The organism is Candidatus Weimeria sp. HCP3S3_B5, assembly GCF_052064335.1.
Classification (GTDB): domain Bacteria; phylum Bacillota; class Clostridia; order Lachnospirales; family Lachnospiraceae; genus Weimeria.
Map to the genome: position 1 here is coordinate 55,552 of NZ_JBQHVU010000015.1, position 12,608 is coordinate 68,159.

At 37.2% G+C, this 12,608-nt stretch carries 13 protein-coding genes; 12 read left to right on the top strand and 1 reads right to left on the bottom strand.

Annotated features, from left to right (window positions below):
• Window position 1: 1 nt before the first annotated feature.
• From ACTNCK_RS08375 to ACTNCK_RS08430, 12 genes are all read left to right on the top strand, one after another.
• Window positions 2–1,165 (top strand): EpsG family protein, encoded by a 1,164-nt coding sequence (locus tag ACTNCK_RS08375; RefSeq protein ID WP_441082055.1) that lies wholly within the window; start codon window positions 2–4, stop codon window positions 1,163–1,165.
• 14 nt (window positions 1,166–1,179) lie between these two features.
• A complete protein-coding gene (locus ACTNCK_RS08380; protein ID WP_441082056.1) occupies window positions 1,180–2,349 on the top strand; it encodes a polysaccharide pyruvyl transferase family protein in 1,170 nt (389 codons plus the stop codon).
• A 101-nt stretch (window positions 2,350–2,450) separates the two neighbouring features.
• The gene (locus tag ACTNCK_RS08385) at window positions 2,451–3,974 is read left to right on the top strand and encodes an oligosaccharide flippase family protein (protein ID WP_441082057.1); all 1,524 of its coding nucleotides are present in this window, start codon (window positions 2,451–2,453) and stop codon (window positions 3,972–3,974) included.
• 22 nt (window positions 3,975–3,996) lie between these two features.
• Window positions 3,997–5,907, top strand: a complete 1,911-nt coding sequence (locus ACTNCK_RS08390; RefSeq protein ID WP_441082058.1) for an aldo/keto reductase family protein — start codon at window positions 3,997–3,999, stop codon at window positions 5,905–5,907.
• A gap of 41 nt (window positions 5,908–5,948) precedes the next feature.
• Window positions 5,949–6,590 carry an acyltransferase gene (locus tag ACTNCK_RS08395; protein WP_441082059.1) on the top strand — a complete coding sequence of 214 codons (642 nt, stop codon included), beginning with the start codon at window positions 5,949–5,951 and terminating at the stop codon, window positions 6,588–6,590.
• A gap of 3 nt (window positions 6,591–6,593) precedes the next feature.
• Window positions 6,594–7,829, top strand: coding sequence for a Coenzyme F420 hydrogenase/dehydrogenase, beta subunit C-terminal domain (locus tag ACTNCK_RS08400; RefSeq protein WP_441082060.1), 1,236 nt, complete (start codon window positions 6,594–6,596; stop codon window positions 7,827–7,829).
• Between the two features lie 28 nt (window positions 7,830–7,857).
• Window positions 7,858–8,103: an acyl carrier protein gene (locus tag ACTNCK_RS08405; RefSeq protein ID WP_441082061.1), complete on the top strand. Its 246-nt coding sequence runs from the start codon at window positions 7,858–7,860 to the stop codon at window positions 8,101–8,103.
• A 20-nt stretch (window positions 8,104–8,123) separates the two neighbouring features.
• On the top strand, window positions 8,124–9,992 hold the full coding sequence (locus tag ACTNCK_RS08410) for an HAD-IIIC family phosphatase (RefSeq protein ID WP_441082062.1): 1,869 nt from the start codon (window positions 8,124–8,126) through the stop codon (window positions 9,990–9,992).
• A gap of 151 nt (window positions 9,993–10,143) precedes the next feature.
• Window positions 10,144–11,070, top strand: coding sequence for an acyltransferase family protein (locus ACTNCK_RS08415; protein ID WP_441082069.1), 927 nt, complete (start codon window positions 10,144–10,146; stop codon window positions 11,068–11,070).
• A 6-nt stretch (window positions 11,071–11,076) separates the two neighbouring features.
• On the top strand, window positions 11,077–11,238 hold the full coding sequence (locus ACTNCK_RS08420) for a MaoC/PaaZ C-terminal domain-containing protein (protein ID WP_441082063.1): 162 nt from the start codon (window positions 11,077–11,079) through the stop codon (window positions 11,236–11,238).
• Window positions 11,210–11,494, top strand: coding sequence for a hypothetical protein (locus ACTNCK_RS08425; protein WP_441082064.1), 285 nt, complete (start codon window positions 11,210–11,212; stop codon window positions 11,492–11,494). Before ACTNCK_RS08420 ends, ACTNCK_RS08425 begins: the two co-directional genes overlap by 29 nt.
• A gap of 12 nt (window positions 11,495–11,506) precedes the next feature.
• Window positions 11,507–12,223 carry an SDR family oxidoreductase gene (locus ACTNCK_RS08430; RefSeq protein WP_441082065.1) on the top strand — a complete coding sequence of 239 codons (717 nt, stop codon included), beginning with the start codon at window positions 11,507–11,509 and terminating at the stop codon, window positions 12,221–12,223.
• Window positions 12,224–12,344: 121 nt separating this feature from the next.
• Here the strand turns inward: ACTNCK_RS08430 and ACTNCK_RS08435 are convergent.
• On the bottom strand, window positions 12,345–12,608 hold a 264-nt coding region (locus tag ACTNCK_RS08435), incomplete at its 5' end, for a hypothetical protein (protein ID WP_441082066.1).

Sequence of the window (12,608 nt, forward strand, 5' to 3'; positions counted from 1 at the left end):
AGTGATTTCTTTAGTATTTTACATACTTATATTTTTAATAGGTGTCCTACCGCTTGCAAAGATTTCATCTTTGATGCAACAAGATAGATTTATTATCAGAGGACGCTATGGAAAAGAGTTGCAGGAAGGAACTGCAGGCTTTGTAGTAGTCGGGTTAATTGCACTCTTACCTGTTATCCTACTTTATGGATTTAGAATCAATATCGGTACGGACTATTGGGCATATGAAACGGTTTATGATTTCATTAAAGAAACGCCTTTTAGCCAGTATCTTGGATACCATTTTATCGGCGATGATGATTACTATTGTGAGATTGGATTTGCTTTATTGAATAAAATAATGCCTTCGTATAGGACACTGTTGTTCGTAGAGGGAATTTTAGGACTTCTCATAGTGCTTTGGGCTGTGTATGACTTTCGAAATGAAGTCAATGCTGGATTTGCAATTTATATATTCCTTTGTACGCAGTTCATTTATTTCATGAATGGGGTACGTTTTCTGATAGCCGCTTGTTTTATGCTACTGGCAGTAAAGTTTTTGGTTCAAAACAAGAGTAAGGAATTTTTCTTATGTATTTTGGCTGCCGCGTTATTCCATAAGACAGCGCTATTTTGCATCATTTTCTATTTTATCAAAGAGTTTGGAAGAGAGGAAGCTAATAAGTTTCGAAATTTTTTACTAGTTGTAGGCATTGCGCTCTTTCCGCTTTTGCTATCTTATGTCATGAGAATGGCCGGTTATGTTCCGGCATTTTCAAGATATTTTTCTAAGACAAATTATGCGGCGGAATTTGGAAATGTAGGATTCGTAGGATTCGGGTGGCTTATGCATATCATCCCGGTTTGCATACCCCTTTTCCTTTTGGGGCATTATACATTGCTGCACGATGAAAAGGCAAAGATCCTGTTCAGGGTATATTTGCTTGAAATCCCTTTTAGAATGGTAGGACTTCTTAATACCTGGTACACAAGATTTTCAAGATTTCCGCAGATGATTGAGGTGATTTTAATACCGTATACGATCTCGCTGATGCAAAATAGAAGGAATAAAAAGATTTTGATAATTTACTATGTAATATGGTATGCGTTTTATTTTTGTTACTATGCGGTGGTCAATGATGGGGGAGATAGCCTGCCGTATCAATCTATTTTGGAATCAATCTAGAAATCGGAGATTTTATGAAAATTGGAATTGTTACGTTTTGGTGGGGAGAAGACAATTATGGACAGCAACTTCAGCTATATGCCTTGCAGCACTTCTTGAATTTACATGGACATGAAGCGTTTTTAATATGCTACGATCAACGATCAGATTATAATGTAACGATTAGGACATATCTAAATAAAATTACTAAACCAAAGCAAATATATAAGTATCTAGAGTATAAACTAAAAAAATCAAAGAGCTCAAAAATTAATTCAAATCATCCTAGATATTTTGAAGATTTTCAGAAAGAATATATTTCAAAGACTGGTATTTACAGTAGTTTTGATGAACTTAAAGCAACGCCCCCAGATGCTGATGCATACATAGTAGGCTCTGATCAGGTTTGGAATCCCGATTGCTTGTCGGGGAATATATATGACAATAACGGCCCGATTAAAGCATTTTTTTTGGATTTTGTTCCTCAAAATAGACCTAGATTATCCTATGCAGCAAGTTGGGGTGGCACTGTTTTGTCAAAAGAGTTAGAACGTTTCATTACCCCTTTACTGAAGAAATTTACTTATGTCTCAGTAAGAGAACAATCAGGTATCGATCTATGCTTACAATGCGGTGTCTTTGATGCGGAATGGGTATGTGATCCTACTTTACTATTTAAGGCAGATGATTATAGAAAGCTTTATGAGCCTTATATGAATAGTCATAATGATCATTTGAGCGTCTCCAAACATATTAATGAAGATTATATTTTACTCTATTATTTAGATAATGGAGGTAAATTTGACATAGATCAGGTATATAAGTTTGCAAAGAGTCATCATTTGACCGTAAAATACATTGCTGCCAATGGACAGGCCGATAAATACGAGAAGATTTATCCTAATTTAATGCAGTGGCTGGAATTAGTGGATCATGCAAAATATATCATCACAAATTCATTTCACTGCTGTGTATTCTCGGTAATCTTCAAGAAGCAATTTATCTCAATTCCTATTTCCGGCAGAGACAGTGGCATGAATGATAGGCTGAAATCTTTATTTAAACTATGCGAGATGAAACCAAGGATCCTGGATATTAATCAGCATTCTTATGATTTTTCTATACTTAATGAACATTATGATGTAACAGTTCATAGAGATGGTGGGAAGAGATTATTAGAGGTATTAGATAAGTTAAAGAACTAACTGCATACAGTTTGCAGTTTACTATATGTTTGCATAACAGGTGAAATTTTTCTTGAATACAATACATTTTGCGACGCTTTTAATGCCAAGAGTGAGGTAACGTGGAAAAAGAAACAAAGAAGCAGATGTCAGCTGGCATTGTGTTGTCATATATGGTTATTATCGTGCAGGTAATTGCAGGCCTGCTTTATATACCTATAGTCTTAAGCTCGTTAGGTCAGAGTCAATATGGTATTTATTCTCTTTGTACATCATTTATGGGGTACCTCACCATAATGAATGGCGGGGTAAATGCTGCTTATATCAGGTTTTATGTTCAAACCAAGGTGAAGGACGAAAGCAAGATCCCAGCGCTTAATGGGATGTTCTTAAAGATATTTGTTGTATTATCTTTTACGGCATTTGTTGGCGGACAGGTTGTGGGTATTTTTAGCCCTCAGATATTTGGTAATAAAATTAATATTTCAGAGTATGCCCTTGTAAAGCAATGTTTTAGGATTTTAGCAATCAATTCTGCCGCGCAGGTTTTGAACTGCGTTTTTAGTTCTATCATTACAGCAAACGAAAAGTTTATTTTTGCGAAAGCAGTTAATCTATTGACGGCTATAGCAAGTCCTGTAATTACAACTCCTTTTCTGTTAAAGGGGTACAACTGTGTGATTATCGTTACTGTTCAGTTAGTAATGTCAATTATCACACTAATTTTGAATACTGGATTTTGTCTAAAAGTCTTTCATACCAAGTTTGATCTTAGAGAAAATGACAAAAATTTGTTGAAAGATATTGCTCAATTTTCCGGATTTATAGTGCTTCAAAGCTTTATGGATCAGTTGAACTGGCAAATAGATAAGTTTATTCTTGCCAGAACGCATGGTACTGAGGAAATTTCTCTTTATTCTGTGGGTGCCACATTTAACACTTACTATATGAATTTTTCTTCAGCCCTGCCTGGAGTATTTATCGCTCAAATTAATAAACTTCAGGCGAAACACGAAAATGATCAATTGAATAAATTGTTTGTGCAGACTAGTAGGGTTTTCGGATATCTTGTGCTTCTTTTCATGGCTGCATTTTCAATCTTTGGACATAAGTTTGTCATTCGCTGGGCTGGCTCGGAATACAGTATTTCATATACCGTTGGAATGCTTTTGATGCTTCCCGTTACACTAGCACTCTGCATGGGACTTGGGCAGGATATAGCAAGGGCGAAGAACAAGCATCAGTTTCAGATAATTATCAATTTTCTGGTATGCATTGTAAATGTGTTTGTGAGTGTCCCCCTTGCTTTGAAGTGGGGAGCAGTTGGCAGCGCATTAGGAACATTTGTGTCGGAGATTTTTATCTGTATGATAATTCAACCTATATATTATCATAGGGTTCTTAAACTTGATATGAAAGCAGTATTCAAAGGACTTATCGGGATAGTGCCGGGACTGTTGCCGTGTGTGTTATATGGTTTTGTAATCACTTATTTTAATGTTTTGAAGCCTGATTATATAAATATTTTTGTATATGGATTGTTCTTCATAGTAATCTACGCTGTTTCCATGTGGGTTTTGTCTATGAATTCACAGGAAAAGGATATGGTACGAAAAGCATTGCACACAATCAGTAGAAGAGGTTGAAATATAAGAGGAAAAAGCGTTTATGTTTGGGAAAAGTACAGAGACATATCGAAATTGGGAAAAAGAGTGGAGTAAGTATAATAATGTTCCCAATGACCTTGATCTAATAAATTTGGGTAGTACCATGGCTGCATTTGATTTTGATTATTCACTGTGGACCGCCAATGGCAAAGAAGGATTCAACTTTGCATCTTCTCCACAGACACTGTATTATGACAAACAGGTACTTGAACAATATGGTGGACATTTGAAAAAGAACGGGATTGTGCTTATTTGCTTGGCAGAATACAGTTTACTCGTAGAGAAGTACAACGCAGATGATCATAATTATAAATATTATGGATATCTTGAACCTGAAAGAATACTGAATTATTCAAAAAAGAAGGCAAAACTCGTTAAGAATAATCCCGCTCGACTAGATTCAAAAATCGCAATGGAAGAGTTGAAAAAGAATGTAAAATCAATTCTTGGAATGGATAATCACAGTCGTGCTGTAGATATTTATCTTGATGCTCGACAGGTTATGACTGGTTGGAAGAATGAATTTGGCTGGAATAACGAATATACATTAACTGAAGAGCAACAGACAACTATTAGACAAACCTGGGGCATCCTTCAAAACATTATTTCATATTGTAAAGAAAATGAATACCGTCCAGTCATTGTGGTTCCTCCTTTTGCCACATATCTCAGGTCACTTATGCCAGAAAATATTCTACAGCAATGCCTGTGGAAGTATATTGATAAGCTGAAGAGTAACGGAATAAAGGTCATAGATTTCTGGGATGATGAGTATCTTCAACAGCATAAGTTTTACGAGACTTCTCTCGTTCTGAATGAAGACGGAAAGAAGATTTTTAACAACCGTGTTCAACAAGCGCTTTATGGTACACCACTTGATGAATCCGCAAAGTATGAAAATGTTGTTTATGACACGATGGCAAGTAATGATAAGGCTGTTAGCAGTGTTAAAAATTTTTCTCGGATGGGAAAAACATCAAAAACGTACATGCTTCGAAATGGTTTAGAGATTCCCTGGATATCTTACGGTACTGGCGTAATCTGGAAATACACGAGGAATCCAAGGCTTTTTCTAAAGGCTAATGCTCAGGAAGTTGCGCTGAGTGTTTATCATAAAAATCTGAACCGGGAGCTTGATGGAAATTTACATATTAAGAAGGTCTTGCAAAATGCCTATGATTCAGGCTTTCGTATGTTTGATACAGGGCGCATTTATGCAAAGTCTGAGAAATCGCTAGGGAATACAGTAAGCAGTAAGGATGACGTTTTTATAACATCTAAATGCTCGGCAATGGATGTTGAACGGCAGGGAAGTCCAAACAGCGTGAAGGGTAATCTCCTAGTAACACTAAAGAATCTTAAGAGAGACAAACTGGATCTTTATCTTCTACATTGGCCAGAGGGGGAGCATTGGCTTGATTATTATGAGCAGATTGTCAAGGCATATAAGGCAGGCTGGGTGAGGGCTTTTGGTGCTTGTAACCTTAAGATGGAGCATATTAAGGCAATTCAGGATGCAGGATTGGAGCTTCCTATGGTCATCCAGGAGGAATGTCATCCGTTCTATTCCAGAGCAGATGTGCGTGTATTTTGCAAAGAAAACGGGATTCAGTTCGAAGCACACACACCTACTATGCATATGCATCCTTTAGTAAAGGATAATGACCTATTGAATGCTCTTGCAAAGAAATACAAAAAATCAGTAGCGCAAGTCATTCTTCGTTGGCATTACCAGAATGATGTAATACCAGTATGCAGTACTTTCAGTAGAGAGCATATGGAAGAAAATTTGGATATATTTGATTTTGAGCTAACAGACGAAGAAATGGATGAAATCGATGGACTAAATATTGACTATATATGCTTGAATACGACAGGTATCGATGATCCAAATTATATATATAACGACTGATGGAGTAAGACACTTGCCGGTAAGGAGAAGAAATTTTTGTTATGGGAAAAGTTGAACTAATAAGAAAACTTGATATATTCATGTTTATCAAGTACAACTTCATGTTAAAAAATGTAATTAGAGATCCTGGATGCTATTTAATAACATATAGGGGGGCAAAAATTGATTTAAGTGATAAAGCAAAAATTATCCTTCATGCAAATTATCATTGTTGCAGTTCAAAATTTTTGCATTCAAAGGCTGAAGCCTATTTGCAATTATTAGATGGAGGGATACTTGAGGTAAATGGTCCAGTGGCTCAAAATTATGGGTCGCATGTAGAAGTCAATTATAATGCAAAAATTTCTATAGGAAAGGCTGTAATCAAGCCTAATGCAGTCATTGTATCTAATCAAGAAATTGAAATTGGTAATGATGTTCTAATTTCACGTTATGTAATAATCTATGACTCAGATTTTCATAAAATTAAAGGACCAAATGGAGAGTTGAAAGTTCATTCAAAGAAGACGATCATTGGTAATCATGTTTGGATTGGAATTAAGAGTAGCGTGCTGAAAGGTGCAATAGTTGGAGACGGTGCTGTTGTTGCGGTAGGTAGTACCGTAACAGGAAAGGTGAAAGCAGGAATGACTGCCATGGGATATCCAGCAAGAAGCTTTTCAACAGTCGAGTGGGAAGATTGATATATGGGAAAGATGATAGATAGTATTGACCATATGCTTTGTACCGGATGCAAGATGTGTGCAGATGTATGCCCTGTCGATGCGATTTCTTATGCAAATGATCATGAAGGATTTTGGTATCCTTCAGTCGATTATAAGAAATGCATTGGTTGCAGAAAGTGTTTACGTACCTGTCCCTCATTGAATGATCGAATTAATCCTGCTAGTCACAAGCCAATGGTGTACGCAGCATATAATATTGATGATAAAAAACGCATTTCTTCTACCTCTGGTGGTCTATATTATGCATTAGCAGAGAAGATGCTAGAAGATGGTGGTGTAATTACGGGTAGTGTTTATACCGATAATTATAGGAATGCTGTGCAGATAGTCGGCACAACACAAGACGATCTTGAGAGGCTGAATGGTTCAAAATATTTTCAAAGCGATACAGCAGGAATATATAAAAAGACAAAGAAACTTCTTGATAATGGAAGAAAGGTATTATTTTGTGGAGCGCCTTGTCATGTTGCTGGCTTGAATGCATATCTTGGCATAAGCAATGACAATGGTGCTTCGGTCTATCCGAATTTGGTAACTGTTGACTTCGTATGCCGTGGTATAAACAGTCCAAAGGTATTCCGCAAATATGTGGAAGACTGTGAAAAGCGATATGGTGCTCCGGTAACAAGAGTCCATTTGAAGAATAAGAATAAAGGGTGGATGCGTCTTGGAACTTATATAGAGTTTGCAAATGGAAAGACTTATTATCGAGATTACATTGACGACCCATGGGTAAATGGTTTTGTTGTCGGGAATTTATTCATGAGACCGGCATGCAGCAAGTGTCTTTATAAGGAAGAAAAACGTGTAGCTGATATCTCTCTTGGAGATTTTTGGGGACTCTTAGCATCTGAAAAGAATCTTTACAAAGGCATTTCACTAGTACTTATTAATACAGATAAGGGAGAACAGTATTTTAATTCAGTAAAAGAAAAACTTATGGTTTCAAAGCAAACGTATGAAACAGCGGTAAGGGGAAATGGCTGCCTTCTTACATCAGCTCCTATGGGTGACAAGAGAGAAGAATTCTTTAAAAGACTTGATAGCGAGCCGTATGAAGATTTAGTATGGGACCTAATCGGCAGGACGAAGATTCAGACAATGAAGATGCGTGTGATAGCCGGTGTGCGTAGAATACTTCATAAGATAAAAAATAGGATGATGGTCGCATTTAAATTGATCCCTACTGGAATGTAATAGAGTTTTTAAGAGAAAGGATAGAAATATGGAATCAAACGAAGTGCTGGAGAAAATCCAGCCGATTTTTCAAGATATTTTTGATGATGAAGACCTTGTGGTTACCAGAGAAACCTGTGCCGCTGATGTGGAAGACTGGGATTCTTTCGCACAGATGCAGATTGTCATGGCACTTGAAGATATGTTCAAAATCAAATTTCGCACAAGCGAGATAGAGACTTGGAAGAACGTAGGCAACGTGGTGGATGCAATCATCAGCCACCTCAATCGGTAATGTTTGATTGGTAAAGTATTATGCTTGAAGAACTACAGTATCCATTTGATTCAAAGGAAATAATGATGAAGCGGAAATCGCTTTTGAAGAAACTGAAGGCGGATGAAAATATCAATGAAGGCAGGATTCATAAGAAGATAGCAGTTCTTGGCGGTTCCACTACAAAAGATATTATCGATATTCTAAATCTGTTTTTGCTGGATCAAGGTATCGAAGCTGAATTCTATGAGTCAGAATACAACAAGTACTGGGAAGATGTCATGTTTTCCAATGAAGAACTGGTATCCTTTAAGCCGGATATTATCTTCATTCATACCAGCACAAGAAATATCGCTTCCTGGCCGCATATTGGATACAGCGAACAGCAGATAGAAGATCTTTTGAATACCACCTTCGACCACTGGTCAGCACTCTGGGAGAAGATAAGTAACGATTTTGGATGTACAATCATTCAGAACAATTTTGAACAGCCGTGGTTCCGATTGATGGGAAATAAGGATGTATCAGATATCCATGGGCGCGTAAACTTTGCAGACCGGCTTAACCAGAAGTTTTATGAGTATGCACAGAAGTATGATAATTTCTTCATCAACGACATCAATTACATGGCTTCGTGTTATGGCTTGCAGAACTGGTCAGATCCTTTCTTTTGGTCTATGTACAAGTACATAATGCCGTTAGATGCGGTTCCTGAGTTTGCGTTTAACCTGAGTAATATTATTAAGTCACTATACGGAAAGAATAAAAAGGCATATGCCCTTGATCTTGATAATACACTCTGGGGAGGCATTATCGGGGATGATGGACCTGAGAATATTGCCATTGGGCAGGAAACTGCTACTGCAGAGCTATACACTGAGTTTCAGGAGTACTTAAAGGCTCAGTCAGAATTTGGTATCATGCTTAATATTGACTCCAAGAATGATGAAGCAAATGCGCTTGCAGGTCTTGCACGTCCAGACAGCACTTTGAAGAAGGATGACTTCATTTCTATAAAGGCAAACTGGAATCCTAAGAGTGAGAACCTTTCTCGGATGGCAAAGGAAATCAATATCGGAGAAGATGCATTTGTCTTCGTGGATGACAATTCTGCAGAACGTCATATTATCAGGACACAAAATCCTACGGCAGCTGTTCCGGAGATGACAGATGGAGAAAGCGGACCTGAAAAATACATCCATATTCTTGATCGGTCAGGATTTTTTGAAGTAACAAATCTCAGTTCTGACGATCTAAAGCGTAATGACATGTATAGGGAGAACGCTGAAAGGGCTCAGCTCCAAGCATGTTTTACGGATTATGGGGAATATCTTGATTCGCTTGAAATGGCAGCTGAGATCAAGCCATATAGCGATATTTATATGGCCCGTATTGCACAGCTAAGCAATAAGTCGAATCAGTTCAATCTGACTACGCACAGGTATACGCAGGCCGAGATTGAAAGTGTTGCTTCAAATCCGGATTACCTTACCCTCTATGGAAAGCTGACTGACAGATTCGGAGACAATGGTGTAGTAAGTGTCCTGTTGGGGCATAAGGGCAAGCCAGACGAGGAGCAGATGAAATTAGCGAATGAAGCTGGCTGTGCTGAAGAAGTCAGTCGAATTTCATCTTTAAATATGGATCTCTGGCTTATGAGCTGCCGTGTCCTGAAACGAGGAATGGAATATGCCATGATGCAGGAGCTTATCAATCGAGCTTCTAATATGGATATTAAGGAAATATATGGATACTATTATCCAACAAAGAAGAACCATATGGTAGAGAATCACTATGAAGATATGGGATTTGAGAAGCTTTATGTTTCAGATGATGGGAGAAAATTGTATAAATATGTAATTGGGAAAGATATATGTGAACATGAGATACATATGAAGATTGAGAAATAGGCATTGACAGGAGTAAAATTCATGACGACAATCTCTAAGAGCAGAGCAGAGCAGAGCAGAGCAGAGCAGAGCAGAGCAGAGCAGAGCAGAGCAGAGCAGAGCAGAGCAGAGCAAAGCGATTCAAGCCTGTAGAGGTTTGGCAATTATAGCGGTGGTTTGCATTCATAATTATCCGGTAGGATATTTATGGGTTTGTATAAGACCAATATTTAATTTCGCTGTAGGAGCGTTTTTATTCCTTTCAGGACTTCTAACTGTAAAACAGGAACACTGGAAGCATTTTTTTCTTAGGAGAATACAAAGAGTCCTCATTCCATATATTATTTGGTCGTGCATCTATACCTTAGCATACAGGCACTTTTCTGATTTTGTTTATAATTTGCTGACATTTCAGTGCTGCGATATTTATTATTATCTTGCTGTATACATTCAATGTATTCTGCTGACACCATTGCTCATAAGCTTGCTAAATTCTCGATGGAGAATAATCGGGTATTTTATAACGCCTGTTTTCATTCTGATAATGTACTATGCTATATGGAATGGGAATCCATTTCAGTATCCCTGGAATGCGATCTTTTTTCCGGCATGGGGAACATACTATTATTACGGACTTGATTTGCGAAACCGACATGAGCAGGGAAAGGGAATAATGTTCCGCCGTAGGGAATTACTCCTTTTTATTGTTTCCTTTATTGCACAGATTTTTGAAGGAATTATCTGGTACAAGTATTATGATTATACCATGGCAACCGGTCAGATAAAACTAACTTCATTAGTGACTTCTTTGCTAATTTGTTTATTTTTTGCAACAAGAATATATTCTTCAAAGGTTGCTCGGAATGGTTTAACAAAACTCTTGGTTAAGATCGGGGATTATTCATTTGGAATTTATCTTTCGCATATACTTTTAATGGCCGTATTATATAAGACCCTTTACGTTATTATGCCTAAGATATTTCCCGTAGATGTGATAATTGTAATAGTATTATCTATGGCTTGGATGTCAATAGCGGAAAATATTTTAAAGAAAATTCCGAGGGGTTCAAAACTGATAAAGTTTTTAGGAATAAGGTGATGTTTAATGAATAAATATACTTATGATGAAATCAACCTTGGACAGGAAGAATCTTTCAGTGTTACTGTAACTGAAAGTATGATGGAGAAGTTCCGAGACATTACAGGTGATATTAATCCGCTTCATAATGATGAGCTTTTTGCAAAGAAGGGGGGGGTATCAAGGTAGAGTAGTATATGGCATGCTCGTCTCCTCTTTTTATTCAACGCTTGCAGGTGTCTATCTTCCAGGAGAAAATTCGTTAATTCATTCAATTGAAATAGGAATGACAAAGCCCACATATATTGGTGATACTTTAACAATCAAAGGGCAAGTCGTTAGCAAGATTGATGCTTATCGCTTGATTGAACTGAAAATTTCTATTACGAATCAGGATGGTAAGAAGGTATCTAAGGGCAAGCTGAATATTCAGGTGGCAAAATAATAGGAGCATAATGTGAGCAAAGAAATTTTTATTACGGGTTCCAATTCTACTGTAGGTATTGCTCTTGTTAAATCTATTGTAAATGATTATGACAAAGTGATTTGCAATTATGGACATAATAGTGCAGAACTTGATAAGCTTGAAAAAATCTATGGAGAAAAACTTATTATTCTTCAGGCAGATTTGAGCAAAGAAAATGAAATACAGCGAATGTTGGAAGAACTGAATAAGAGAGGATTATCACCATCCGCTTATGTCCATCTGGCTGCTTCGAGATTTGAATATGTAAAATTTATGAAATCGGATCTCGAACCCTTCAAAAAGCAAATGCAGATAACCTATTTTGCATTCATTCAAATTGTTCAGGCACTTTTACCAGCAATGGTAAAGAGAAAAAGCGGTAAAGTTATAGCTATGCTTACGTCATATACGGTCACTCATCAACCAAGCTATATGGCGGATTACACCTCTTCAAAATTTGCTTTGCTTGGATTGTTAAAATCACTGGCAACTGAGTATGAAGGAAAGAATGTGCAGATTAATGGCGTTTCTCCAGAAATGATCGATACACATTTTATTGAGAAACTTCCAAGCTATGTGGTTGAGAATACGATAAAAGAAAGAGCGACAGGTCGTCTTTTAAGCGTTGACGATGTAGTACCCGTTTTCAAGTGGCTATTGTCTGAGGAGAGTAATAGTGTGACAGGGCAGAATATATTAATACCCTGATTATTATTAAAACTTTTGAACTTTTTATAAATGAAACATTAGACGTTAACAATCGATTATCAAGAAATTCAAATATTGAGTTGCTAAGAATATTTTCAACGTTTGGAATATATGCTTTGCATTACAATTTGGATACACTCGGTGGTGCAATTTCTGTTGCAACAGGAAATAATAGAATCTTATTTGTCAAACGGCAAATTATTAGCGGAGGAAACGGCGCGTTATTTTCGACGATTTCTCCGCTCAACGGCATTTTATTTTCGGTGACTGCACGATCTTGGCGTAAGAAACGGCACGCTGTTCGCAGGCTTATTCCATAGCATAAGATGACCTTATGATATGAAATAAGGCTGTGAATGATCACAGCCTCTGGTACCTTTAAAAC

Bases quoted from the DNA above. Each gene is read 5' to 3' on its own strand.
- ACTNCK_RS08380 (WP_441082056.1), top strand. From the start codon at position 1,180: ATGAAAATTGGAATTGTTACGTTTTGGTGGGGAGAAGACAATTATGGA.
- ACTNCK_RS08410 (WP_441082062.1), top strand. From the start codon at position 8,124: ATGCTTGAAGAACTACAGTATCCATTTGATTCAAAGGAAATAATGATG.
- ACTNCK_RS08400 (WP_441082060.1), top strand. From the start codon at position 6,594: ATGGGAAAGATGATAGATAGTATTGACCATATGCTTTGTACCGGATGC.
- ACTNCK_RS08390 (WP_441082058.1), top strand. From the start codon at position 3,997: ATGTTTGGGAAAAGTACAGAGACATATCGAAATTGGGAAAAAGAGTGG.
- ACTNCK_RS08420 (WP_441082063.1), top strand. From the start codon at position 11,077: ATGAATAAATATACTTATGATGAAATCAACCTTGGACAGGAAGAATCT.
- ACTNCK_RS08395 (WP_441082059.1), top strand. From the start codon at position 5,949: ATGGGAAAAGTTGAACTAATAAGAAAACTTGATATATTCATGTTTATC.
- ACTNCK_RS08405 (WP_441082061.1), top strand. From the start codon at position 7,858: ATGGAATCAAACGAAGTGCTGGAGAAAATCCAGCCGATTTTTCAAGAT.